Origin of the sequence: Pseudacidovorax sp. NFM-22 (assembly GCF_021401245.1) — a bacterium.
In the GTDB taxonomy this organism is placed as follows: domain Bacteria; phylum Pseudomonadota; class Gammaproteobacteria; order Burkholderiales; family Burkholderiaceae_C; genus Xenophilus.
The window spans coordinates 518,623-542,418 of the sequence record NZ_JACBFY010000001.1 but is presented as its reverse complement, the minus strand read 5'-3'; the positions used below and the strand labels follow the sequence as shown (position 1 = coordinate 542,418).

The following is a 23,796-nucleotide window of genomic DNA, read 5'->3' as shown; positions in this document are numbered from 1 at the left end:
GCGCTGAACCACTGACGCACTGCCGCACCGACTGCCGATGATCCGCCGCCTCTTGTTGATCCTGCTCGCCGCGCTGGTGCTGCTGGCCGCGGCGCTGGGCCTCAACACCTGGCGCCAGGGCTCGCGGCAGGTCACCGTGGCGCCCGCACCGAAGGCGGACATCGACCTCGCGTCGGCAGCGCAGCGGCTGGCCGGGGCGGTGCGCTTTCGCACCATCTCGGCCATGGACGGCTCGGGCGAGTCCAGCACCGAATTCGACAGGTTCCAGGCCTACCTGGCCCAGCAGTTCCCGCGTGTGCATGGGGCGCTGCGCAAGGAGGTGGTGGGCCGGCATGCGCTGCTCTTCACCTGGGAAGGGCGCGACCCCAAGGCCATGCCCGCCGCGCTGATGGCGCACCAGGACGTGGTGCCCATCGCGCCTGGCACCGAGCGCGCCTGGAGCGTGGACCCCTTCGCCGGCGAGGTGAAGGACGGCTTCATCTGGGGCCGCGGGACCATGGACGACAAAGGCAACCTGCTGGCCCAGCTCGAGGCCGTGGAGTCGCTGCTGGCGGCAGGCTTCCAGCCGCGCCAGACCCTCTATTTCGTGATGGGCGACGACGAGGAGGTCAGCGGCCTGCGCGGCGCCAGGCCCATCGCCGAGCTGCTGCAGTCGCGCGGCGTCGAGCTGGAATGGGTGCTCGACGAGGGCCTGCTGGTGCTCGACGGCGTGCTGCCCGGCCTGTCGAAGCCGGCCGCGCTGGTCGGCCTGGCGGAGAAGGGCTACGGCACCTTCTTCCTCACGCTCGACACTTCGCCCGGCCATTCCTCCATGCCGCCCGCGCACAGCGCCATCGGTCGCATGAGCGCGGCGCTGGCCCGGCTCGAGGCCTCGCCCATGCCGGGGGGCATCCGCGGCGTGGCGGGTCAGATGTTCGGCACCTTGGCGCCGGAGATGAGCCCGCTCAACCGCGTGATGCTCTCCAACCTGTGGCTGACCGAGCCGCTGGTGCGCGGCCAGCTCGAGAAGAGCCCCAGCAGCAATGCCATGCTGCGCACCACCACGGCGCTGACCATCGTGCGCGCCGGCAACAAGGACAACGTGCTGCCTGGCCGCGCCGAGGCGGCCGTCAACTTCCGCGTGCTGCCCGGCGATACGCTGGACAGCGTGCAGGCCCACCTGAAGAAGGCGCTGGCCGACGACGACATCCAGATCAAGGCCTATCCCGGCAATGCCGAGCCTTCGCCCGTCTCGCCCACCGACAGCACGGGCTATGCGCTCATCGAGCGCAGCATCCGCGAGCGCTTTCCCGATGCGGTGGTGGCCCCCGGCCTGATGACCGCCGCCACCGACTCGCGCCATTTCACGGGCATCTCGAAGGCGGTCTACCGCTTTTCGCCCATCCGTGTGAACAACGAGGACCTGCCTCGCTTCCACGGCACCAACGAACGCCTGAGCATTGCCGCCTACGGCGACATGATCGGCTTCTACCAGCAGCTGCTGCGCAACGCGTCGCAGCCCGCTTCCGTTTCCGCCTCCATTCAAAGGAAGACACCATGACCCGCGCCGTGATCGTTTCCACCGCCCGTACGCCGCTCGCCAAGAGCTGGAAGGGGGCCTTCAACATGACCCACGGCGCCACGCTCGGCGGCCACGCCGTGCAGCATGCGGTGCAGCGCGCCGGCATCGATGGCGCCGAGGTCGACGACGTCATCATGGGTTGCGCCACGCCCGAAGGCGCGACTGGCAGCAACATCGCGCGCCAGATTGCCCTGCGCGCCGGCCTGCCCATCACCACCTCGGGCATGACCATCAACCGCTTCTGCTCCTCGGGCCTGCAGACCATCGCCACCGCCGCCCAGCGCATCATCGCGGGCGAGGGCGACGTGTACGTGGCCGGTGGCGTGGAAAGCATCTCGTGCGTGCAGAACGAGGCCAACAAGCACATGCTGACCGATCCCTGGCTGGTCAAGAACAAGCCCGAGATCTACTGGAACATGCTGCAGACCGCCGAGCAGGTGGCCAAGCGCTACAACATCGGCCGCGAGGCCATGGACGAATACGGCGCGCGCAGCCAGCAGCGCGCCACCGCCGCGCTCGAAGCCGGCAAGTTCAAGGACGAGATCGCGCCGATCACCGTGCTGGCCGGCGTGGCCGACGGCCAGTTGGGCCTGATCACCAAGGAAGTGACCGTCGAGAACGATGAGGGCATCCGTCCCGGCACCACGAAGGAAGGCATCAGCGGCATCCGCCCGGCCATGCCCGGCGGCCTGATCTCGGCCGGCAATGCCAGCCAGTTCTCGGACGGCGGCGGTGCCTGCGTGGTGGTGGACGAAGCCTATGCCGAGCGCAAGGGCCTGAAGCCGCTCGGTCGTTTCCTGGGCTTCTCCGTCGCCGGTTGCGAGCCGGACGAAATGGGCATCGGCCCCGTCTTCGCCATCCCGAAGGTGCTCAAGAAGCTGGGCCTGACGGTCAATGACATCGACCTGTGGGAGCTGAACGAAGCCTTCGCCGTGCAGGTGCTGTACTGCCGCGACAAGCTGGGCCTGCCGGACGACCGCCTGAACGTCAATGGCGGCGCCATCGCGGTGGGCCACCCCTACGGCGTGAGCGGCCAGCGCCTGACCGGCCATGCGCTGATCGAAGGCAAGCGTCGCGGCGCCAAGAAGGTGGTGGTGACCATGTGCATCGGCGGCGGCATGGGCGCTGCCGGCGTGTTCGAGGTTCTCTGATCCTCAGCGGACGCGCACCGAAGGCATGGCGATGAAGGTCGATCTGCCCACGCTGCAGGGCTTCTTCGCCAGTGCGCCCTTCATGGCCGACCTGGGCGTGCAGGCCACGGGCGGCGAAGCAGGGCGGGTGCGCACGGCGCTCACGCTCGCGCCGCGCCACCTGCAGCACACCGGGGTGGTCCATGCCGGCGTCATGGCCTCCATCGCCGACCACACGATGGGCGCGGCGGCGCAGACGATGGCGCCGGATGGCTTCTGGATCGTCACCGCCGAGTTCAAGACCACGCTCCTGCGAGGCGCCCGCGGTGTGCGCCTGGAGTGCGAGGCCTGGGTGCTGCGGGCGGGACGCCAGTTGAGCTTTGCCGAGGCCGAGGTCTATGCGGTGGCGGCCGATGGGCAGCGCACGCTGGCCGTCAAGGCGGCGGGCACCATGGCCCTGATCGCGGCGCAGGGCTGAGCACAGGGCGTCCAGGCCACTACCGCCCCAACCCGCGCCGAACCCCGGCGCGGTCTTCTTCACGACGAGACAACCATGAGCTATCGCGACACCCTCGACTTCCTGCTCTACGACTGGCTCCATGCCGAGCGCCTGAACGAGCGCCAGCGCTTCGCCGACCATTCGCGCGAGACCTTCGATGCCGTGCTCGACACCTGCGAGCGCATCGCACGCGAGAAGTACGCGCCGGCCAATCGCACGGTGGATGTGGAAGAGCCGCATTTCGACGGCGAGAAGGTCGTTCTGCCGCGCGCCACGCACGAAGCGCATGCGGCCTTCGTCGAGAGCGGCATGATGGCGGCCGCGCAGGACTACGACATCGGCGGCATGCAGCTGCCCTACACGGTGCAGGCGGCGGCCAATTCCTTCTTCGCCATGGCGTCGGTGAGCATCGGCTCGAACATGCTGACCAGCGGCAATGCCAACCTGCTGATGGTGCACGGCACCGAGATGCAGAAGCAGGTGTTCGCGCTCAACGAGTTCTCGGGCCGCTGGGCCGGCACCATGTGCCTGTCGGAGCCGCAGGCCGGCTCCTCGTTGTCGGACGTGGCCACGCGCGCCGTGCCGGATGGCGACGGCTTCGAGAACGACCCGCTCGGCCCGCGCTACCGGCTCAAGGGCAACAAGATGTGGATCTCGGCCGGCGACCATGAGCTGACCGAGAACATCGTCCACATCGTGCTGGCGAAGATTCCGGACGCCGAGGGCAAGCTGATCCCCGGCGTCAAGGGCATCTCCCTGTTCATCGTCCCCAAGAGGATGGTGGACACCGAAGGCCGTCTGACCGGCGTGCGCAACGACGTGGCGCTGGCGGGTCTCAACCACAAGCTGGGCTGGCGCGGCACCACCAACACGCTGCTGAACTTCGGCGAGGGCAAGTACCCGGTCGACGGCAAGGCCGGCGCCGTGGGCTACCTGGTCGGCAAGCCGGGGCAGGGCCTGGCCTGCATGTTCCACATGATGAACGAGGCCCGCATCGGCGTTGGCACCGCTGCCGTCATGCTGGGCATGGCGGGCTACCACGCCTCGCTCGACTACGCCAAGAACCGGCCGCAGGGCCGGCCCGTGGGCCCGGCCGGCAAGGATGCCACCCGCCCGCAGGTGCGCATCATCGAGCACGCCGACGTGCGTCGCATGCTGCTGGCACAGAAGGCGTACTGCGAAGGCGCGCTGGCGCTGCAGCTGTACTGCGCCCGCCTGGTGGACGAGCAGAAGACCGGCACGCCCGAGGCCGCCGACGATGCCCGCCTGCTGCTGGAGGTGCTGACACCCATCGCCAAGAGCTGGCCCAGCGAATGGTGCCTGGAGGCCAATTCGCTGGCCATCCAGATCCACGGCGGCTACGGCTACACCCGCGACTTTCCCGTGGAGCAGTACTGGCGCGACAACCGCCTGAACATGATCCATGAGGGCACGCATGGCATCCAGGCCGCCGACCTGCTGGGCCGCAAGGTGCTGATGGAAGGTGGCAAGGGCCTGCAGCTGCTGGGCGCTCGCGTGCAAGAGACCATTGGTCGCGCCGCTGCACGGCCCGAGCTGGCCGGCTTTGCCGACGCGCTGGGCCAGGCCTTCGGCCGCGTCACGGCGGCCATCCAGGCCGCCTGGTCCACCGGCAACCCGGCCGAGGCGCTGGTCAATGCGGTGCCCTACATGCAGGCCTTCGGCCACATGGTCCTGGCGTGGATGTGGCTGGATGTCGCCGACAAGGCCATCGAGAAGGACAATGGCGCGACCTCGGTGTCGACCACCGGCCGCCTCGGCGCCGCCACCTACTTCTTCCGCTACGAACTGCCCAAGATCGGCGCCTGGCTCAACGTGGTCGAGAGCCGCGAGCCCGTCTGCGCAGACCTTCCCGAAGACGCCTTCTGATGACCTCCCAAGCCCCCGCCCGCCCGGCCAAGCAGCGCCACTGGACCGAGAAGCTGAGCTGGATCCTGATCTACGCCGGCCTGTTCACCGTGGTGCTGGGCATCGCCACCGCGCGCCAGGACGAGCCGCTGGGCTGGTCCATCGGCGTGCCCGGCGGCGTGGCCGTGCTGGCCGGCGTGGTGCTGATCTACATCCGTTCCCGCATCAAGCCCTGAACCGGCCCCTGAGGCAATGACGGCCCGTTGACCCAGGACCGTTCGGGCTGAGCCTGTCGAAGCCGGGGGCGCCAGTGCCGAGGCCCTTCGACAGGCTCAGGGCGAACGGGTTGGATCACTGGCGTCGCGCCGCCCCCGTCCTTTCCAAACTTTCGGAGACATAAGCCATGACCGCACGCACCGTCCAGCAACTGTTCGACCTCAAGGGCAAAGTCGCCCTGATCACCGGCGGCTCCCGCGGCCTGGGCCTGCAGATGGCCCATGCGCTGGGCGAGGCCGGTGCCCGGGTCATGCTCAGCTCGCGCAAGGCCGAGGACCTGGAGCAGGCCGCGGCCGAGCTGCAGGCGGCCGGCATCGATGCGCGCTGGATCGCCGCCGACTGCAGCAAGGAAGAAGACACCCGCCGCCTGGCCGACGAAACGCTGGAGCGCATGGGCGCCGTGGACATCCTGGTCAACAACGCCGGCGCCAGCTGGGGCGCCCCGGCCGAGGAGCATCCGGTGGCCGCCTGGGACAAGGTGATGAACCTCAACGTCCGCGGCTACTTCATCCTGAGCCAGCAGATCGCCAACGGCTACATGATCCCGAAGAAGACCGGGCGCATCATCAATATCGCTTCGATCGCGGGCCTCAACGGCAACCCGATCGGTATGAAGACCCTGGCCTACAACACCTCCAAGACCGCGGTGATCGGCTTCACCCGCACGCTGGCGGCAGAGTGGGGCCGCCATGGCATCAACGTGAATGCCATCTGCCCGGGCTTCTTCCGCACGAAGATGGCCTCGGGCCTGATCGACGCGCTGGGCGAGGACAACATGAAGGCCGCCGCGCCGCTCAACCGCCTGGGCGATGATGAAGACCTCAAGGGCATCACGCTGCTGTACGCCAGCGACGCGGGCAAGCACATCACCGGCCAGTGGATGGCGGTGGATGGCGGCACCAGCGTCGTGCTGGGCGCGGCCTGAACCCGCTTTTCCATCGAACCCGCGCCGCCTCGTGCGGCGGCCTTCCAGACCATGAACATTTCCTTCGGCGTCGACATTCCCTTCGTCCACCACCTGGGCTTCACGATGCACCGCTTCGAGGGCGGTGAATCGGAGTTGCACTACACGCCGGCCGATGAGCACCTCAACAGCTTCCAGGTGGCGCACGGCGGCGCCTGCATGACGCTGCTGGACGTGACCATGGCCACCGCCGCACGCAGCGTGCAGCCGGAGATCGGGGTGGTCACCATCGAGATGAAGACCAGCTTCATGCAGCCCGCCCGCGGACCGCTGGTGGCCTACGGCCGCCTGATGCACCGCACGGCCACCATGGCCTTCACCGAGGCGCGCATCGTCGATGCCGCGGGCCGCCTGTGCACGCACGCCACCGGCACCTTCAAGTACGTCAAGCGCCTGCCGGTCGATGGCCGGGGCGTGCATTCCCTCCAACCGGTTTCCACCGACTGACCCACAGAGCCCACCATGCCGCAGAACAAGCAGATCCACCTGGACAACCGCCCGACCGGCGAGGCCGAACTGGCCAACTTCAAGCTCGTCGTCGCCGACACCCCGGCGCTGGAAGAGGGCCAGGTGCTGGTGCGCCACCACTACCTGAGCCTGGACCCGTACATGCGCGGCCGCATGAACGACTCCAAGAGCTATGCCGCCTCGCAGCCCCTGGGTCAGACCTTCCAGGGCGGCACGGTGGGCGAGGTGGTCGAGAGCCGCCATCCCAAGTTCGCCGTGGGCGACAAGGTGGTGGGCTTCGGCGGCTGGCAGGAATACGGCGTGGTCGATGCCAACCAGCCCGGCATGCTGCGCAAGGTCGACACCACGCACGTGCCGCTGTCGCACTACCTGGGCGCCGTCGGCATGCCCGGCGTGACGGCCTGGTACGGCCTGGTCAAGATCATCGCGCCCAAGGCCGGCGAGACGATGGTCATCACGGCCGCGAGCGGCGCCGTCGGCAGCGCCTTCGGCGCGCTGGCCAAGGCCCGTGGCTGCCGCGTGGTCGGCATCGCCGGCGGCCCGGACAAGTGCAAGTACGTGACGGACGAACTGGGCTTCGACGCCTGCATCGACTACCGCCAGCACCCCGATGTCAAGAGCATGAGCGCCGCGCTGAAGGAAGCCTGCCCCGACGGCATCGACGGCTACTTCGAGAACGTGGGCGGCTACATCCTCGATGCGGTGCTGCTGCGCCTGAACGCCTTCGCCCGCATCGCCCTGTGCGGCATGATCGCCGGCTACGACGGCCAGCCGCTGCCCCTGCAGAACCCCACGCTGCTGTTGATCAACCGCGTGAAGCTCGAAGGCTTCATCGTCAGCGAGCACATGGAAGTCTGGCCCGAGGCGCTCAAGGAGCTGGGCACGCTGGTCGCCACCGGCAAGCTGCGTCCGCGCGAATCCATCGCCGAGGGCATCGAGAAAGCGCCCGAGGCCTTCCTGGGCCTGCTCAAGGGCAAGAACTTCGGCAAGCAGCTGGTCAAGCTGGTTTGAGCATGGTCCGGCTCGCCGCGGCGCAGTCGATCTCCCGCCCGGGCGACCTGGCGGCGAACGTGGCGTCGCACCTGCGCCTCATCCGTGCGGCGCAGGCGGCAGCCGTGGACTTGCTGGTGTTTCCCGAACTCTCGCTGAGCGGCTACGAGCCGGATCTGCTGCGCGATTGCCTGATCGATGCGTCGCTACCCGATGGCGTACTGGCGCCACTGCAGTCGGCGGTCGATGCGGCAGGCATGGCCGTCGTCGTGGGCGCGCCGGTGGCGCATGCGGCGGGCGGACTGCCGCACATCGCGGCCATCGTGCTCTCGCCACACGCGCCGCCGCGGGTGTGTCTGAAGCAGCATCTGCATCCGGGAGAGGATGCCTTTGCATCGGCGGGGCCCGGCGGCGCTTTTCTCATCGACACGGGCCGCCTGCGCGCGGGCCTGGCGGTCTGCGCCGACTTCTGCACGGCGAGCCACGCGGCGCAGGCGCACGAAGCGGGCGCGCAGGTCTATGTGGCCAGCGCGCTCATCTCCGTGGGCGGCTATGGCCATGACGCGGCCTTGCTCCAGATGCGTGCCAAGACCCATGGCATGCCTGTGCTGCTGAGCAACCATGGCGGCCCGTCCGGCGGCTATGTGTCGGCAGGGCGCAGCGCCTTCTGGCTGCCGGATGGAAGTCTTCTTGCCGAGGTCGAAGGCCCTGGCGAGCATCTGCTGGTGATCGATCAAGAGGCGGCGGGGGCTGGCTGGTCGGCCCGCGTCGTGCCGCTGTAAACGACGAGCCTGTTCAAGGAGGGCGCCATGGCCGACATGACCCACGAAGTCTTCAACCAGCCCGAGCCGCTGGTCGACTACGACCTGTTCGCCACCCACCGTGCGTTGCAGGACGCCCTGCGCTTCAACGCACCCAGTCTTGACCTTTCGCCGCTGCAGGCGCTGGGCCGCGAGGTGGGCACGGCGCAGATGCAGCAGCATGCGCGCCTGGCCAATGTGCACACGCCGGTGCTGCACACGCACGACCGCTTCGGCCGGCGCATCGACGAGGTGGAGTTCCATCCCAGCTACCACGCGCTCATGGGCGCCGCCGTGGGCGCCGGCCTGCACGGCACGCCCTGGGCCGAGGCGGGCGATCCGGCAGCAACCGCGGCCGGCCGCTCGCCGCATGTGCAGCGCGCCGCCGGCTTCATGCTCTTCACCGAGCTGGAGCCCTCGATGCTGTGCCCCATCTCCATGACCTATGCGGCCACGCCCGGCCTGCGCGGCAATTCGGCCATCTATGCCGACTGGGCGCCCAAGCTGCAGAGCCGCTGGTACGACCCGCAGCTGGCCGTCTGGCGCGACAAGCCCGGCGTGACCATGGGCATGGGCATGACCGAGAAGCAGGGCGGCTCCGATGTGCGGGCCAACACCACGCAGGCGGTGCGCGACGGCAGCGACGCCTGGGGCGAGCGCTATGCGCTCACCGGCCACAAGTGGTTCTTCTCGGCGCCGATGTGCGACGCCTTCCTGGTGCTGGCGCAGGCGCCGGCGGGGCTCTCCTGCTTCTTCCTGCCGCGTGTGCTGCCGGACGGCACGCGCAACGCGCTGCGCATCCAGCGCCTGAAGGACAAGCTGGGCAACAAGGCCAATGCCAGCTCCGAGGTCGAGTTCCACGGCGCCACCGCCTGGCTGGTGGGCGAGGAGGGGCGCGGCGTGCCGCAGATCCTCGAGATGGGCACCATGACCCGGCTCGACTGCTCGCTGGGCACCAGCGGCCTGATGCGCCAGGCCCTGGCCCAGGCGCTCAACCACACGGCGCAACGCAGCGCCTTCGGCAAGCCGCTGATCGCGCAGCCGCTGATGAAGAACGTGCTGGCCGACATGGCGCTCGAAAGCGAAGCGGCCGTCGCCCTGTCGATCCGCCTCGCGCGTGCCTTCGACCGCGCGCAGGACCCGCGCGAGCGGCTGCTCGCCCGCGTGCTCACGCCCATCGCCAAGTTCTGGATCTGCAAGCGCGGCGCCGCGCTGGCGCAGGAGGCCATGGAATGCCTGGGCGGCAACGGCTATGTGGAGGAGGGCGGCGAAGGCGTGCTGGCCCGCATCTACCGCGAGATGCCGGTCAACTCCATCTGGGAGGGCGCCGGCAACATCATGGCCATCGACCTGCTGCGCGCCTTGCGCAAGGGCGACATCGCCGCCGCGCTCGCCAACGAACTGGCGCCCGCCCGTGGCGCGCATCCGGCGCTCGACCGGCTGATGGACGCCCTGCCCACGCGTGTGGAGGCCATGGCCACCGAAACCCAGGCGCGTCGCCTGGCGCAGGACGTGGCGCTGGCCGTGCAGGCCGCGCTGCTGGTGCAGACGGCGCCGGCCGCGGTGCACGAGGCCTTCTGCGCCTCGCGCATCGGGGGCGACTGGGGCCAGACTTTCGGCACACTGGGCGAGGGCGCCGATTTCGACGCCATCCTGGCCCGGGCCATGCCGCGCTGACCGGCCCGTTCCACCCGTTCTTCGCATCCGACCCACGCAGCGGCCCGCGCCGCTGAATCCGGCGCCACGCCGCCGTCCCTTTCCGGAGTCCCCATGGCAGACATCATCCTGCACCACTACGCCGCCTCGCCCTTCTCGGAGAAGGTGCGCCTGCTGCTCGGCCACAAGAAGCTGGCCTGGAAGTCGGTGATCATTCCCTCGGTCATGCCCAAACCCGACCTGGTGGCGCTGACCGGCGGCTACCGCCGCACGCCGGTGCTGCAGGTGGGCGCGGACGTGTATTGCGACACCGCCCTCATCGCCGACGTGCTGGAGCACCTGCAGCCCGAGCCCACCCTCTACCCCGAGCCCGAGAAAGGCCTGGCCCGCATCGTGGCGCAGTGGGCCGACAGCACGCTGTTCTGGGCTGCCATGGCCTGGAACCTGCAGCCCAAGGGCGCGGCCGAACTCTTCGCCAGCCTGCCGGCCGAGGCGGCCAAGGCCTTTGGCGAAGACCGCGGCAAGATGACCGCCGGCAACATGGCCCGCATCAAGCCCGCCGATGCCGCCGCCGCGTACAAGAACTACCTGCGGCGCCTGTCCGACATGCTGGACGACCGCAGCCATCTGCTCGGCGAGGTGCCCTGCATCGCCGACTTCGCGGCCTACCACCCGCTCTGGTACACCAGCCGCGTCAATGCCGTGAAGTCCATCCTCCAGCTCACGCCCGCGGTGGTCGACTGGATGGACCGCATCAAGGCCATCGGCCACGGCAGCTTCGAGAAGATCAGCTCGGCCGATGCGCTGGCCATCGCCAAGGCCGCCGCACCCAAGACCCTGCTGACCGACAGCACCTTCCAGGACGACCATGGCATTCCGCTGGGCAGCGCGGTGACCATCCGCGCCGAGAGCTTCGGCCTGGAAGAGACCGTCGGCACGCTGGTGGCCGCCACGCGCACGCACTTCACGCTGGCCCGCGAGGACGAGCGCGCGGGCACGCTGCATGTGCACTTTCCGCGCACGGGCTATGTGCTGAAGGCGGCCGACGCGGGCTGATCGGCGCGATGGCGGCGGGGTGGCTGCCCGCCGACGTCGCCTGCAAGACAGCCATGGGGCACCGCGGGCGCTCCAATCGGTCGCACAGCGGCAATCCTCCGCATTCCAGAGACAACGGCAAAAGGACCGACTTCCATGATCCAGGACTTCCACGGCAAGACCGCGGTGCTCACCGGCGCCGCTTCCGGCTTCGGCCTCGAGTGCGCGCGCATCGGCGCGGCGCGCGGCATGAACCTCGTGCTGGTCGACGTGCAGCAGGACGCACTCGATAAGGCCGAGGCCGAGATGAAGGCCGCCGGCGTGCAGGTGATGGCGCGGAAGGTGGACGTCTCCAACGCGAGTGAGATGGAAGCCCTGGCCGCGGCCGTGAAGGAGCGCTTCGGCGCGCCGCACTTCGTCTTCAACAACGCGGGCGTGGGTGCCGGCGGTCTGGTGTGGGAGAACTCGGTCGCCGACTGGGAATGGGTGCTGGGCGTGGACCTGTGGGGCGTGGTGCACGGCGTGCGCCTGTTCGTGCCCATGATGCTGGAGGCCGCCGAGAAAGACCCGGCCTACCGCGGCCACATCACCAACACCGCCAGCATGGCCGGTCTGCTCACGGCCCCCAACATGGGCATCTACAACGCCGCCAAGGCGGCCGTGGTGAGCCTGACCGAGACCATGTACCAGGACTTGCGCCTGGTCACCGACCAGATCGGCGCCAGCCTGCTGTGCCCCTACTTCGTGCCCACTGCCATCGTGCAGAGCGAGCGCAACCGGCCGGGCGGCGCGCTGGCGCAGGGCCAGCTGACCAAGAGCCAGCTGATCGGCCAGGCCATGTCCGAGAAGGCCGTCTCCAGCGGCAAGGTCACGGCGGCCGAGGTGGCGCACAAGGTCTTCCAGGCCATCGGCGACAACCAGTTCTACGTCTTCAGCCACACCGGCGCCAAGGCCCTGGGCAACGTCAAGAGCCGCATGGAGAACATCGTGGCCATCCAGAACCCGGCCGATCCCTTCCTGGAGCGGCCGGAAGTGGGGGCGCAGTTGAAGGCGCAGTTGCGCGGCGGTTGAGCGGGGCTGCCTTCGGCGGAGCGCACGCTTGCAGGCGAGCAAGGCCGAGGTCGCTGCGCGCGCTTGGCCTCAACCCACAGGCACGGCTGGCGGTGCCAGCTCGGTGAACTGGCCGTTCCAGTACGGGTAGTAGGGATAGGGCGGCGTCACCGCGCTGGCGGCGTCCAGGCGGGCCATCTGCGCGGCGCTCAGCTGCCAGCCGATGGCGCCGAGGTTCTGGCGCAGTTGCGTCGCGTCGCGCGCGCCGATGAGCACGCTGCTCACCGTGGGCCGTTGCAGCAGCCAGTTGATGGCGATCTGCGGCAGGGTGCGGCCCGTTTCCTCGGCCACGGTGTCCATGGCCTCGACCACGCGGAACAGGCGCTCGTCCTCCACCGGCGGTGCGAAGCTGGCCGTCTGGTGCAGGCGGCTGCCTTCGGGCAGCGGTTGGCCGCGGCGGATGCGGCCCGTCAGCCGGCCCCAGCCCAGCGGGCTCCAGACGATGGCGCCCAGGCCCTGGTCGATGCCCAGCGGCATCAGCTCCCACTCGTAGTCGCGGCCGACCAGTGAGTAGTAGGCCTGGTTGGCGACGAAGCGCTCCGTGCCCAGTCGGTCGGCCGCGGCCAGCGCCTTCATCAGCTGCCAGCCCGCGAAGTTGGAGGCGCCGATGCTGCGCACCTTGCCGCTGCGCACCAGGTCGTCCAGCGTGCGCAGCATCTGCTCCACCGGCGTGGCGGCGTCGAAGGCATGCAATTGCAGCAGATCGATGTGCTCGGTGCGCAGCCGTCGCAGCGCGGCCTCCACGCCGCCGATCAGATGGTGGCGCGACCAGCCGCGGTCGTTGGGCCCGGGCCCGGTGGGCAGCGTGAGCTTGGTCGACAGGATGGCCTCATGCCGCCGGCCCTGCAGCGCCTCGCCCAGCACGCGCTCGGAGGCGCCGTCGGAATAGACGTCCGCCGTGTCGAAGAGCGAGACGCCGGCCTCCAGGCAGATGGCGATCATCTCGCGGGCCTCGTCCACGTCGGTGCGGCCCCAGGCGCTGAAGAGCGGCCCTTGTCCGCCGAAGGTGCCGGCGCCAAAGCCGAGCACCGGGACGCGGAAGCCGGAGCGGCCGAGCAGTCGGTGTTCCATGGTTGTTTCTCCTTGGGTGTGTGAGTCAGGCGTTGCAGCGGCGCGGCGCGGAAGGCGTGTCGGCGGACAGGCGACGACGCTGCATCGCCCGGCTGACCAGCGCCAGGGCCAGCCCGGCCAGCGTGAGCCCGGCCGCTGCCGGACCGAGGCCCTGCAGCCCGGGCCCGTGGTCGATGACCGCGCCGCCCACCCAGGCGCCCAGGGCGTTGCCCAGGTTGAAGGCGGCGATGTTCAGGCTGGACGCGAGGTTCTGACCCGCGCCGGCCGCCTGCTCCAGCATGCGGGCCTGCAGCGGCGCGGCGGTGGCGAAGGCGGCCACGCCCAGCGCCGCCAGGAAGACCGCCGCCGCCACCCGGTGCGGCATGGCGAGCGGGGCGAGCGCCAGCACCACGGCCAGCGCGAGCAGGGTGCCGATCACGGCCGGCATCGGCGCCCGGTCGGCCAGCCGGCCGCCGAGGATGTTGCCCACCGCCAGCCCGCCGCCGAAGACCAGCAACAGCGGCGACACGGCCGCGACGGACAGGCCGGTCACCTGCGTCAGCACCGGCTGCACGTAGGTGTAGAAGGCGAACACGCCCCCGAAGCCCAGGATGGTGATGGCCAGGCTCAGCCACACCTGCGGCCGGGCCAGCACCGACAGCTCCTCGGCCAGCGTGGCGGGCGCCTCTGCCTGCACCTGCTGCGGCACGAAGCGCATCAGCACTGCCAGCGCCACCACGCCGACCACGGCCACGGCCCAGAAGGTGGCGCGCCAGCCCCACTGCAGCCCGATCCAGGCGCCGGCCGGCACGCCCAGCAGCGTCGCGGCGGTGAGGCCGGTGAACATCAGTGCGATGGCCGAGGCCCGGCGCTCGGGCGGCACCAGGCCCGCGGCCACCACGGCGCCGACGCCGAAGAAGGTGCCGTGCGCCAGCGAGGTCAGCACCCGGGCGGCCATCAGCGTGGCGTAGTCGGGCGCCAGGGCGCAGGCGATGTTGCCGGCGGTGAACACGCCCATCAGCGCGATCAGCACCGTGCGCCGCGGCAGGCGCCGCGTGGCCAGCGTGAGCACCGGCGCGCCGACGGCGACGCCCAGCGCATAGCCGGAAATGAGCAGGCCAGCCGCCGTGATGGACACGCGCAGGTCGGCCGCGACCTGCTGCAGCAGGCCCATGATGACGAATTCGGTGGTGCCGATGCCAAAGGCGCCGGCGGTGAGGGCAAGAAGTGCGAGAGGCATGATGGCCGAGACTGTGATCTGATCGCGCCACGATGACTAGGACGCTCTCTGGACAAGCAGCTGTGAAGCCAATTCACAAGTCGGGCCCCGCGCGGGTCGAGGTCAACCGCGCCGGCGAACTGGAGGCCTTCGTGCAGGTGGTGGACCGCGGCGGCTTCTCGGCCGCGGCGCGGCACCTGGGCCTGACGCCCTCGGCCATCAGCAAGCTGGTGGCCCGGCTGGAGGCGCGCCTGTCGGTGCAACTGGTGCACCGCTCCACCCGCAAGCTGCAGCTCACGGCCGAAGGCCAGCTCTTCTACGAGCGCGGCCTGCGGGTGCTGGCCGACCTGGACGAGGCCGAACGCTGCGTCGGGGCCGGCGCTGCACCGCGCGGGCGGGTCAGCATCAATGCCAGCATTCCCTTCGGGCATCGGTTGCTGCTGCCACTGGTACCGCGGCTGTTGGAGGCCTATCCGGAGTTGCAGGTGGACGTGGTGCTGACCGACCGCGTGGTCGACCTGATGGAGGAGCGCTGCGACATCGCGATCCGCTGGGGCAAGCTGCCGCCTTCGGATCTGGTGGGCCGGCTGCTGGGCCACACGGCGCAGGCCATCGTCGGCTCACCCGACTACCTGGCGCGGCACGGAACGCCCACCACGGTGGAGGAGCTCGCGCGCCACAACCGTCTGGGCTCCACCTACCGCCGCAACGTGCCCGACTGGCCGCTGGTCGTCGATGGCCGTGCGGCCGCGATGCCGGTGGTGGGCAGCGCCCGCGCCAGCGACGGTGCGGCGTTGCGCCTGCTGGCGATGGAAGGCGTGGGGCTGGCGCGCCTGTCCGTCTACCACGTGCTGCCCGACCTGCGCGCGGGGCGTCTGGTGCCGGTGATGGAGGCGTTCAACCCGCACGAGCTGGAGCCGCTGCATGCCGTCTACCTGGGCCGGCCCGGGCGGCTGCCGGCGCGGGTGCGGGCGGTGCTGGACTTCCTGGCCGCGCATGCGGATTTCGAGGGTGCGGACCGGGTGCCGGAGCCTGCGGCCTGAACACTGTCTTTGCGCGCAATCCCGGTCACTCGACCCTGCCGCTCTGAGCGGGTCGGCGGGCTTGCGCCCCGGCTTCGACAGGCTCAGCCCGAACGGTTCTTGAATGATCGGCCGGCATTGGGCGCGGCGCGGCGCAGCACGGGGTTTCAGGTTGCCGGCGCGAGCGGCAGATGGATGCGGGCGCACAGCCCGCGCGGCTGGACCGGCGCCAGCGTCACGCGCCCGCCCTGGCGCTCCACGATCTCCTTCACGATCGGCAGGCCCAGCCCGCAGCCGTTGCCTTGATCGGTGGCGCGCACGAAGCGCTCGAAGACGCGGGACGAGTCCTCCGGCGCGATGCCGGGGCCGTCGTCGGTGACGCTGAGCACGGCCTCGTCGCCGTCGCGCTGAACGTCGACGGTCACGACGGCGCCGCGGCCGGCGTAGCGCAGGGCGTTGTCGATCAGGTTGCTGAGGGCCTCGCGCAGCAGCCAGGCATGGCCGATGACGACGAGAGGTGGCGCCTCGGCGGGCGTGGTGATTGCTGCGGAGTCCATCGCTTTGTGGGCATTGCCATCGCCAGCGCCAGCGCCAGCGGCGTCGGAAGCATTTGTCGCGATCTCACCCACCGGGCTTCCTTCTTCCTCCACGGGCGCAAAGCCCAGGTCGATGCCCTCGCGCAGCGCCCGCGGCACCAGCGTGGCGGTGAGCTCCTGCGCCAGCGTCCGCACGTCCACCGGCGAGCCCCGGGCCGCGGCGGTGTCGGGCTCCGCGCGCGCCAGGGTGAGCAGTTGGTTGACGAGGTGCGCGCTGCGGTCGGCGCTTTCGTGCACGCGGCGCAGGCGCTCGCGCTGGGCCTCGTCGCCGGCCAGGGCCAGCGCCACTTCGGCCTGTGACTTGAGGCCCGCCAGCGGTGTGCGCATCTGGTGCGCAGCATCGCTGATGAAGCGCTTCTGCTGCGCCAGGTTGTGCTGCACGGCCGCCAGCAGGCCGTTCACGGCCATCACCAGCGCGCGCACCTCGCCCGGCGCGGCGTCGAGGCGGATCGGTGTGAGGTCGGTGGGCGCGCGGCCTTCCACCTCGCGGCGCAGGCGCAGCAGCGGGGCCAGGCCGGCGCGGATGCCCAGCCAGATCACCGTGGTCATCAGCAGGATCAGGCCGGCCAGGGGCAGCAGCGTGTCCCACAGGATGCCGCGCGCCAGTTCCTCGCGGCTGGTACGGCTGCGCGCCACCTGCACCAGCAGCACTGCGTTCGGGTCGTCGCGGCCGCCCTGGCGCAGAAAGAGGGCGGCCACGCGCAGCGGCTGGCGGGCGCCGACCTCGTCGTTGGCGGGCGGCAGCAGCGCGTCGTAGAAGTAGGGCTGGCCGATGGGTGGCCGCGCCATGACGGCGGCCGGCGGCAGCGGCAGCTGGTGGTTGCCGAGGATGAAGGCGCCCGGTGGCGTGCTGACCATGTAGTGCAGACGGTCGTCGGGGTCGGCCTCCAGCACGTCCTGAGCGGCGCGCGGAAAGTCGATCAGGAGGCCGTTGTCCAGCGGGCGCAGCTGGCGGGCCAGGGCGCGCGAGGCCTGCAGCAGGCTGGCATCGACGGCGGCGTTGGTGTAGCGCTCGGCCAGCTGGTAGGCCGCGAGGCCGCCGGCCAGCCACAGCACGAGCTGCGGGAGCAGCAGCCACAGCAAGAGCTGGCGGCGCAGGGTGGGCGCGAAGCGGCGGGGGGCGTGAGAGGGCCGATCAGCCACGTGCGCCCGCCGTCGCGGCCGGCGCCGGGCTTTCGAGCAGGTAGCCCAGCCCGCGCACCGTGCGGATGACCAGGCCCGGCTTCTCCAGCTTGCGCCGCAGCTTGTGCACGTAGACCTCCACCGCGTTGCCCACCGCGGCGCTGTCGCCCTCGTCGCCCATCCAAGCGCGCACGATCTCGTCCTTGGTCACGACCTCGCCGGCGCGCTCGGCCAGCAGTTCCAGCATGGCCCATTCGCGGCCGCTCAGCTCGATGGCCTCGCCGCCCACCGTGGCGCGGCGGTTGTCGCGGTCCAGCAGCATGCCGCCCACCTGCAGGCCGCTGCCGCGGGCCCGGGTGCGGCGCAGCAGGGCATGCAGCCGCGCCTCCAGCTCCGGAAAGTCGAAGGGCTTGGTCACGTAGTCGTCGGCGCCGGCCTGCAGGCCGCTCACGCGGTCTTCCAGGCTGTCGCGGGCGGTGAGCACGACGATGGGCAGCAGCGGCTGCTGGGCGCGCACCTGGCGCAGCAGGCTCAGGCCGTCCAGCAGCGGCAGGCCCAGATCGAGGATGGCGAGGTCGAAGCGGTGGCGGCCGAGCAGGTATTCGGCCACGGCGCCGTTGGGTGCGTGCTCCACCGCGAAGCCGGCGCCCTTCAGCTGGGCCGCCAGTCCGTCGGCCAGCAGGGCGTCGTCTTCGGCAAGCAGGATGTGCATCCCGCCGAGATTAACGAAGCGGGGCCGCTTCGGCCTCGGGTTTAACCTTAGATTAATAAATTAAAGAGACTTTAATAATCCGGCCGCGGCGACGACGCCGACCACTCAACGGCCCCGCGGGGCGCTTCAAGGAGACCTGACCATGCGCGTTCTTCCGACTGCTTCCTTCACCCGCACCGCCGCCGCGGCCGCACTGCTGGCGCTGGCCGGTGCCGCCCAGGCCGGCGAGGTCGAGGTGCTGCACTACTGGACCAGCGGCGGCGAGGCCAAGGCCGCCGCCGCCCTCAAGGCCACGCTGCAGGCCAAGGGCGACACCTGGAAGGACTTCGCCGTCGCCGGCGGCGGTGGCGATTCGGCCATGACGGTGCTGAAGTCGCGCGTGGTCTCGGGCAATGCGCCCTCGGCCGCCCAGATCAAGGGCCCGGCCATCCAGGAATGGGCGCGCGAGGGCGTGCTGACCAGCATCGACGGCGTGGCCAAGGCCAACAAGTGGGACGCGGCGCTGCCGGCCACCGTGGCCGCCATCATGAAATACAAGGGCAACTACGTGGCCGCGCCGGTCAACGTGCACCGCGTGAACTGGCTCTGGATCAACCCCGAGGCGCTCAAGAAGGCCAAGGCCAAGGCGCCCACCACTTGGGACGAGTTCTTCGCCACCGCCGATGCCCTGCAGAAGGCCGGCATCACGCCCGTGGCCCACGGCGGCCAGCCCTGGCAGGACTTCACCACCTTCGAGACGGTGGTGCTGGGCGTGGGGGGCGCCGACTTCTACCGCAAGGCCCTGGTGCAGCTGGACCAGGACGCGCTCAAGAGCCCCACCATGATCAAGGCCGCCGAGACCTTCAAGCGCATCAAGCCCTACACCGACAAGGCCGCCTCGGGCCGCGACTGGAACCTGGCCACCGCCATGGTCATCAAGGGCGAGGCCGGCATGCAGTTCATGGGCGACTGGGCCAAGGGCGAGTTCGTGGCCGCCGGCAAGAAGCCGGGCACCGACTTCCTGTGCATGGCCGCGCCGGGCACCGCGCAGGCCTTCACCTTCAACATCGACTCCTTCGCCATGTTCAAGGTCAAGGGCGACGACCGCATCAAGGCCCAGAACGACCTGGCCGAGGCCATCATGTCGCCGGCCTTCCAGGAGACCTTCAGCCTGGCCAAGGGCTCGATCCCGGTGCGGCTGGACGTGCCCATGGACAAGTTCGACGACTGCGCCAAGCTCTCGGCCAAGGACTTCGCCGCCACCGCCAAGTCGGGCGCCCTGGTGCCCAGCGCGGCCCACAGCATGGCCGTGCCCTCGGCCGTCGAAGGCGCGCTGAAGGACGCCGTGAGCCAGTACTGGAACAGCGACAAGATGAGCGCACAGGACGCCGTCGCCAAGATCGCCGCCGCGGCCAAGACCCGCTGACCGGCCCCGCGCTGCATACCTGACGAGCACCGCCCCGGCCGCCACCCGCGCCGGGGCCGCCGCAGCATCGCCCGACGAGGGAGCCCCATGTCCGCGCCTTCCCGCCTGCCCACGCCCTGGCTGCCCAAGCTGGTCATCGCGCCCAGCTTCGTGCTGGCCTTCCTGTTCATCTACGGCCTGATCGCCTGGAACGGCTACCTGTCGGTGTCGGAGTCGCGGCTGCTGCCCAACTACGACTTCGCGGGGCTCGACCACTACCTCACGCTGTGGGAGAACGAGCGCTTCCGCGTCGCGATGACGAACATGCTGATCTTCGGCGTGCTCTTCATCGGGGGCAGCACGCTGCTGGGCCTGTTGCTCGCCATCCTGCTGGACCAGAAGATCCGCGCCGAGGGCGTGCTGCGCACGGTGTACCTGTACCCCATGGCCATCTCGGCCATCGTCACCGGCACGGCCTGGAAGTGGATGCTCAACCCCGGCATGGGCCTGGAGCACCTGATGCAGTCCTGGGGCTTCGCGGGCTTCAGCTTCGACTGGCTGGTCGACCCCGACCGGGCCATCTACTGCGTGGTGATCGCCGGCGTGTGGCAAAGCGCGGGCTTCGTCATGGCGCTCTTCCTGGCGGCGTTGCGCGGCATCGACGACGCCATCATCAAGGCCGCGCAGGTGGACGGCGCCAGCCTGCCGCGCATCTACTGGCGCATCATCATCCCCAGCCTGCGGCCGGTGTTCTTCAGCACCGTGCTGGTGGTCAGCCACCTGGCCATCAAGAGCTTCGACCTGGTGATGGCGCTCACTGCGGGCGGTCCCGGCTTCGCCACCGACCTGCCGGCCACCTTCATGTACGCCATGGCCTTCACCCGCGGCCAGATCGGCCTGGGCGCGGCCAGCGCCACCGTCATGCTGGCCACCGTTGCGGCGGTGGTGGTGCCGTACCTGTACTCCGAACTGCGGACCAAGAAGGGCTGAGGACACACCCATGCGCGTCGTTCACCGCACCATCCTCTGGGCGCTGCTGCTGCTCTTCGCGGCCTACTTCCTGGCGCCGCTGTACGTCATGCTGGTCACCTCCTTCAAGGACATGGACCAGGTGCGCGCCACCAGCATGGTGGCCCTGCCCACGCAGCCCACCTTCGAGGCCTGGAGCAAGGCCTGGAGCTCCGCCTGCACCGGCACCGACTGCCGCGGCCTGCAGCCCTTCTTCATGAACTCGGTGCTGATGGTGGTGCCGGCCGTGGCCATCTCCACGCTGCTGGGCGCGCTCAACGGCTACGTGCTGGCGCAGTGGCGCTTCCGAGGCAGCGAGACGATGTTCGCGCTGATGCTCTTCGGCGTCTTCATGCCCATGCAGGTGGTGCTGCTGCCCATGAGCCAGGTGCTGGGCTGGCTGGGCATCGCCAGCTCCATCTGGGGGCTGATCCTCATGCACCTGCTGGCCGGGCTGCCGACCACCACGCTGTTCTTCCGCAACTACTACGTGGGCCTGCCGCCCGAGCTGGTCAAGGCGGCCATGCTCGACGGTGCCAGCTTCTGGCAGATCTTCCGGCGCATCGTGCTGCCGCTGTCGGTGCCGATCCTGGTGGTGACAGTCATCTGGCAGTTCACGGCCATCTGGAACGACTTCCTCTACGGCGTGGTGTTCTCCGGCGCCGACAGCAAGCCCATCACCGTGGGCCTGAACAACCTGGCCAACACCACCAGCTCGGTCAAGGAATACAACGTGGACATGGCCGCGGCGCTGATCGCCGCGCTGCCGACCCTCTTCGTCTACGTGGTGGCGGGCAAGTACTTTGTGCGCGGGCTGACGGCCGGCGCGGTGAAGGGATGAAGAACATGGGCGCACTCGGCATCCGCCAGATCCACAAGACCTACGCGGGCAACACCCACATCCTCAAGGGCATCGACCTGGAGATCGAGGCCGGCGAGTTCCTGATCCTGGTCGGGCCCTCGGGCTGCGGCAAGTCCACGCTGCTGTCGATCATCGCGGGGCTGGACGCACCGACGTCCGGCTCGGTGCACATCGGCGAGCGCGAGGTCACCAACCTGCCCAGCAAGGACCGCGACATCGCCATGGTGTTCCAGAGCTATGCGCTCTACCCCAACATGACGGTTGCGCAGAACATCGCCTTCGGCCTGGAGCTGCGCAAGGTGCCCAAGGCCGAACGCGAGGCCACGGTGCAGCGCGTGGCGCAGATGCTGCAGCTGCAGGCGCTGCTGGGCCGCAAGCCCGGCCAGCTCTCGGGCGGCCAGCGCCAGCGCGTGGCCATGGGCCGGGCCTTGGCCCGCGACCCGGCGCTCTTCCTCTTCGACGAGCCGCTGTCCAATCTGGACGCCAAGCTGCGCGTGGAGATGCGCGCCGAGATCAAGCGCCTGCACCAGCGCACCAAGACCACCACCGTCTACGTCACCCACGATCAGGTCGAGGCCATGACGCTGGGCGACCGCATCGCGGTGATGAAGGACGGCCTCGTGCAGCAGTTCGGCACGCCCGAGCAGATCTACGGCAGCCCGGCCAACCGTTTCGTGGCGGAGTTCATCGGCTCGCCGGCCATGAACTTCATCGATGCCGCCACGGGGGCAAGCGGTGGCGTGGAGGCGGGCGGGCTGGTGATGCCCTGCGACCCGTCGCGCCATCCGGCGCTGCCGGCGCAGGCTGCCGGCACGAAGCTGCTGTATGGCCTGCGGCCCGAGAACATCGTCTTCGCCGATGCGGGCCTGGAGGGCGTGCTGGAGCTGATCGAGCCGACCGGCCCCGAGACCTATGCGGAGGTGGCCACGCCGCTGGGCCTGCTGACGGTGCGTGTGCCCGGCACGCTGCGTGACCGGGTGGGCGAGGCGGTGCACCTGCAGTGGGGCGCGGAAAGCGTGCACCTGTTCGACGCAGAGGGCGCGCGGCGGCTCTGAGGCGGCGGCTGCGGCGGGCAGGGAAGGGCGCCGCCGCCAGCCGTGTCCGTCATCTGGCTGGACAGGCTTGCCGCTGGCGCCTAGTCGCGGCCCGGCCCAATGCCCGTGACGGCCCGGGGCCGCATCCGGGCCGACGGGCGGCATGCCGCCCAAGCCGGGACAATGCGCCGCCTATGTCTTCGTCTCCCCGGTTCCTCCGCATCGCCGTCGTCCTCGGCCTGCTCTCGGCCATCGGCCCCTTCGCCATCGACATGTACCTGCCGGCGCTGCCGGCCATCGGCCATCAGCTGGGCACCGACTTCGGCACCGCGCAGCTGAGCCTGACGGTGTTCTTCATCTCCATCGGCATCGGCCAACTGCTCTATGGCCCGGTGTCGGACATGGTGGGTCGACGGCCGCCCATGTTCTTCGGCATGGCGCTGTTCGCGCTCGCCAGCGTGGGCTGCGCGCTGGCCACCGACATCCACACGCTGATCGTGCTGCGCTTCGTCCAGGGCCTGGGCGCAGCAGCGGGCATGGCGATCCCGCGCGCCGTGGTGCGCGACCTGCACACCGGGCCCGACGCGGCGCGGCTGATGTCGCTGCTGATGCTGGTGTTCAGCGTCTCGCCCATCCTGGCGCCGCTGGCCGGCAGCGGCGTCATCGCCGCCGCGGGCTGGCGTGCGGTGTTCTGGGCCATCGCCGTGGCAGCCGTGGCCGGGTTGGCGCTGCTGGCCTTCAGCCTCGAAGAAACGCGGCCGCCCTCGGCCCGCGTGGAAAGCAGCCTGGGCAGCGCGCTGCGCGCCTACGGCCGGCTGCTGCTGGACGCGCACTTCCTCGGCCTGGTCTTCATCGGCGGCTTCGCGATGATGGGCTTCTTCATCTACCTGTCGACGTCCTCCTTCGTGATGATCGGCCACTATGGCCTCACGCCCACGCAGTACAGCATCGCCTTCGGCGTGAACGCGGCGGCCTTCTTCGGCGCGGCGCAGCTCAACGGGCGGCTGTCGGCCCGCTTCGGCCTGGTGCCGCTGGTGCGCGTGGGCGTGCTGGGCGCCAGCGTCGCCATCAGCCTCATGCTGGCGCACTACCTGACGGGCGGCGATTCGCTGGCGGTGCTGATCGGCCTGTACTTCGTGGCCAGCGCCTTCATGGGCCTGGTGATCCCGACCACGGCGGTGCTTGCGCTGGAGAACCACGGCGCCATCGCCGGCACGGCGGCGGCGCTAATGGGCACGCTGCAGATGCTGGGCGGGGCGGTGGGCATGGCGGTGGTCAGCCTGTTCAACGACGGCCGGCCGCTGCCCATGGTGCTGGGCATGGCGGCGGGTTTGTACCTGTCGCTCACGCTCACGCTGGTGACGCTGGGTGTGCGCGGCCGGCGGCTGCCATCGCGGCCCGATTGCCTGACGTGATCACCTGAGCCCAGGCC

General features: G+C 70.0%; 22 protein-coding genes. 18 read left to right on the top strand and 4 right to left on the bottom strand.

The features are described 5' to 3' along the window. Positions 1-37 precede the first annotated feature (37 nt). From L0984_RS02420 to L0984_RS02365, 12 genes are all read left to right on the top strand, one after another. Positions 38-1,540 (top strand): M20 family peptidase, encoded by a 1,503-nt coding sequence (locus L0984_RS02420; RefSeq protein ID WP_234192169.1) that lies wholly within the window; start codon positions 38-40, stop codon positions 1,538-1,540. Beyond that, entirely contained in the window at positions 1,537-2,712 is a 1,176-nt protein-coding gene (locus tag L0984_RS02415; RefSeq protein WP_234192168.1) for an acetyl-CoA C-acyltransferase, read from the top strand. The genes L0984_RS02420 and L0984_RS02415 overlap by 4 nt, the downstream gene beginning before the upstream one ends. Positions 2,713-2,743: 31 nt before the next feature. Further along, the gene (locus L0984_RS02410) at positions 2,744-3,169 is read left to right on the top strand and encodes a PaaI family thioesterase (protein WP_200803393.1); all 426 of its coding nucleotides are present in this window, start codon (positions 2,744-2,746) and stop codon (positions 3,167-3,169) included. Positions 3,170-3,244: 75 nt separating this feature from the next. Continuing rightward, on the top strand, positions 3,245-5,077 hold the full coding sequence (locus L0984_RS02405; RefSeq protein ID WP_234192167.1) for an acyl-CoA dehydrogenase: 1,833 nt from the start codon (positions 3,245-3,247) through the stop codon (positions 5,075-5,077). Beyond that, positions 5,077-5,292, top strand: coding sequence for a hypothetical protein (locus L0984_RS02400; RefSeq protein ID WP_234192166.1), 216 nt, complete (start codon positions 5,077-5,079; stop codon positions 5,290-5,292). Before L0984_RS02405 ends, L0984_RS02400 begins: the two co-directional genes overlap by 1 nt. 167 nt (positions 5,293-5,459) lie before the next feature. After that, entirely contained in the window at positions 5,460-6,257 is a 798-nt protein-coding gene (locus L0984_RS02395; protein WP_234192165.1) for an SDR family oxidoreductase, read from the top strand. Between the two features lie 51 nt (positions 6,258-6,308). Further along, entirely contained in the window at positions 6,309-6,743 is a 435-nt protein-coding gene (locus L0984_RS02390; RefSeq protein WP_234192164.1) for a PaaI family thioesterase, read from the top strand. A gap of 15 nt (positions 6,744-6,758) precedes the next feature. Next, positions 6,759-7,775, top strand: a complete 1,017-nt coding sequence (locus L0984_RS02385) for an NADP-dependent oxidoreductase (RefSeq protein ID WP_234192163.1) — start codon at positions 6,759-6,761, stop codon at positions 7,773-7,775. 2 nt (positions 7,776-7,777) lie between these two features. Beyond that, a complete protein-coding gene (locus L0984_RS02380) occupies positions 7,778-8,536 on the top strand; it encodes a carbon-nitrogen hydrolase family protein (protein ID WP_234192162.1) in 759 nt (252 codons plus the stop codon). Positions 8,537-8,563: 27 nt separating this feature from the next. Continuing rightward, a complete protein-coding gene (locus tag L0984_RS02375; RefSeq protein ID WP_234192161.1) occupies positions 8,564-10,231 on the top strand; it encodes an isovaleryl-CoA dehydrogenase in 1,668 nt (555 codons plus the stop codon). A gap of 93 nt (positions 10,232-10,324) precedes the next feature. Continuing rightward, a complete protein-coding gene (locus L0984_RS02370; RefSeq protein WP_234192160.1) occupies positions 10,325-11,266 on the top strand; it encodes a glutathione S-transferase family protein in 942 nt (313 codons plus the stop codon). 135 nt (positions 11,267-11,401) lie between these two features. Further along, positions 11,402-12,316, top strand: coding sequence for an SDR family oxidoreductase (locus L0984_RS02365; RefSeq protein ID WP_234192159.1), 915 nt, complete (start codon positions 11,402-11,404; stop codon positions 12,314-12,316). A gap of 69 nt (positions 12,317-12,385) precedes the next feature. Here the strand turns inward: L0984_RS02365 and L0984_RS02360 are convergent, their stop codons facing one another. Beyond that, positions 12,386-13,426: an aldo/keto reductase gene (locus L0984_RS02360; protein WP_234192158.1), complete on the bottom strand. Its 1,041-nt coding sequence runs from the start codon at positions 13,424-13,426 to the stop codon at positions 12,386-12,388. A 25-nt stretch (positions 13,427-13,451) separates the two neighbouring features. Then, on the bottom strand, positions 13,452-14,645 hold the full coding sequence (locus L0984_RS02355) for an MFS transporter (RefSeq protein WP_234192157.1): 1,194 nt from the start codon (positions 14,643-14,645) through the stop codon (positions 13,452-13,454). 32 nt (positions 14,646-14,677) lie between these two features. Between L0984_RS02355 and L0984_RS02350 the strand changes: the two genes are divergently transcribed. Further along, on the top strand, positions 14,678-15,667 hold the full coding sequence (locus L0984_RS02350) for a LysR family transcriptional regulator (RefSeq protein WP_370645873.1): 990 nt from the start codon (positions 14,678-14,680) through the stop codon (positions 15,665-15,667). Between the two features lie 146 nt (positions 15,668-15,813). On the opposite strand, the gene L0984_RS02345 is transcribed toward L0984_RS02350, so the two are convergent. Continuing rightward, complete coding sequence (locus L0984_RS02345; protein WP_234192155.1) at positions 15,814-17,385, bottom strand: sensor histidine kinase; 1,572 nt, start codon at positions 17,383-17,385, stop codon at positions 15,814-15,816. Further along, a complete protein-coding gene (locus L0984_RS02340; RefSeq protein ID WP_234192154.1) occupies positions 17,378-18,076 on the bottom strand; it encodes a response regulator transcription factor in 699 nt (232 codons plus the stop codon). Before L0984_RS02340 ends, L0984_RS02345 begins: the two co-directional genes overlap by 8 nt. A 142-nt stretch (positions 18,077-18,218) precedes the next feature. Between L0984_RS02340 and L0984_RS02335 the strand changes: the two genes are divergently transcribed. The 5 genes from L0984_RS02335 (at position 18,219) to L0984_RS02315 (ending at position 23,779) form a co-directional block, all read left to right on the top strand. Further along, on the top strand, positions 18,219-19,481 hold the full coding sequence (locus L0984_RS02335) for an ABC transporter substrate-binding protein (protein WP_234192153.1): 1,263 nt from the start codon (positions 18,219-18,221) through the stop codon (positions 19,479-19,481). A gap of 87 nt (positions 19,482-19,568) precedes the next feature. Further along, a complete protein-coding gene (locus tag L0984_RS02330; protein ID WP_234192152.1) occupies positions 19,569-20,450 on the top strand; it encodes a carbohydrate ABC transporter permease in 882 nt (293 codons plus the stop codon). Positions 20,451-20,460: 10 nt separating this feature from the next. After that, complete coding sequence (locus L0984_RS02325; RefSeq protein ID WP_076509937.1) at positions 20,461-21,309, top strand: carbohydrate ABC transporter permease; 849 nt, start codon at positions 20,461-20,463, stop codon at positions 21,307-21,309. Between the two features lie 5 nt (positions 21,310-21,314). Next, a complete protein-coding gene (locus L0984_RS02320) occupies positions 21,315-22,385 on the top strand; it encodes an ABC transporter ATP-binding protein (protein WP_234192151.1) in 1,071 nt (356 codons plus the stop codon). 173 nt (positions 22,386-22,558) lie between these two features. Continuing rightward, on the top strand, positions 22,559-23,779 hold the full coding sequence (locus tag L0984_RS02315; protein ID WP_234192150.1) for a multidrug effflux MFS transporter: 1,221 nt from the start codon (positions 22,559-22,561) through the stop codon (positions 23,777-23,779). Positions 23,780-23,796 lie beyond the last annotated feature (17 nt).

Coding starts and splice junctions, on each gene's coding strand:
- L0984_RS02420 (WP_234192169.1), top strand. CDS start 38: ATGATCCGCCGCCTCTTGTTGATCCTGCTCGCCGCGCTGGTGCTGCTG.
- L0984_RS02415 (WP_234192168.1), top strand. CDS start 1,537: ATGACCCGCGCCGTGATCGTTTCCACCGCCCGTACGCCGCTCGCCAAG.
- L0984_RS02410 (WP_200803393.1), top strand. CDS start 2,744: ATGAAGGTCGATCTGCCCACGCTGCAGGGCTTCTTCGCCAGTGCGCCC.
- L0984_RS02405 (WP_234192167.1), top strand. CDS start 3,245: ATGAGCTATCGCGACACCCTCGACTTCCTGCTCTACGACTGGCTCCAT.
- L0984_RS02400 (WP_234192166.1), top strand. CDS start 5,077: ATGACCTCCCAAGCCCCCGCCCGCCCGGCCAAGCAGCGCCACTGGACC.
- L0984_RS02395 (WP_234192165.1), top strand. CDS start 5,460: ATGACCGCACGCACCGTCCAGCAACTGTTCGACCTCAAGGGCAAAGTC.
- L0984_RS02390 (WP_234192164.1), top strand. CDS start 6,309: ATGAACATTTCCTTCGGCGTCGACATTCCCTTCGTCCACCACCTGGGC.
- L0984_RS02385 (WP_234192163.1), top strand. CDS start 6,759: ATGCCGCAGAACAAGCAGATCCACCTGGACAACCGCCCGACCGGCGAG.
- L0984_RS02380 (WP_234192162.1), top strand. CDS start 7,778: ATGGTCCGGCTCGCCGCGGCGCAGTCGATCTCCCGCCCGGGCGACCTG.
- L0984_RS02375 (WP_234192161.1), top strand. CDS start 8,564: ATGGCCGACATGACCCACGAAGTCTTCAACCAGCCCGAGCCGCTGGTC.
- L0984_RS02370 (WP_234192160.1), top strand. CDS start 10,325: ATGGCAGACATCATCCTGCACCACTACGCCGCCTCGCCCTTCTCGGAG.
- L0984_RS02365 (WP_234192159.1), top strand. CDS start 11,402: ATGATCCAGGACTTCCACGGCAAGACCGCGGTGCTCACCGGCGCCGCT.
- L0984_RS02360 (WP_234192158.1), bottom strand. CDS start 13,426: ATGGAACACCGACTGCTCGGCCGCTCCGGCTTCCGCGTCCCGGTGCTC.
- L0984_RS02355 (WP_234192157.1), bottom strand. CDS start 14,645: ATGCCTCTCGCACTTCTTGCCCTCACCGCCGGCGCCTTTGGCATCGGC.
- L0984_RS02350 (WP_370645873.1), top strand. CDS start 14,678: ATGACTAGGACGCTCTCTGGACAAGCAGCTGTGAAGCCAATTCACAAG.
- L0984_RS02340 (WP_234192154.1), bottom strand. CDS start 18,076: ATGCACATCCTGCTTGCCGAAGACGACGCCCTGCTGGCCGACGGACTG.
- L0984_RS02335 (WP_234192153.1), top strand. CDS start 18,219: ATGCGCGTTCTTCCGACTGCTTCCTTCACCCGCACCGCCGCCGCGGCC.
- L0984_RS02330 (WP_234192152.1), top strand. CDS start 19,569: ATGTCCGCGCCTTCCCGCCTGCCCACGCCCTGGCTGCCCAAGCTGGTC.
- L0984_RS02325 (WP_076509937.1), top strand. CDS start 20,461: ATGCGCGTCGTTCACCGCACCATCCTCTGGGCGCTGCTGCTGCTCTTC.
- L0984_RS02320 (WP_234192151.1), top strand. CDS start 21,315: ATGGGCGCACTCGGCATCCGCCAGATCCACAAGACCTACGCGGGCAAC.
- L0984_RS02315 (WP_234192150.1), top strand. CDS start 22,559: ATGTCTTCGTCTCCCCGGTTCCTCCGCATCGCCGTCGTCCTCGGCCTG.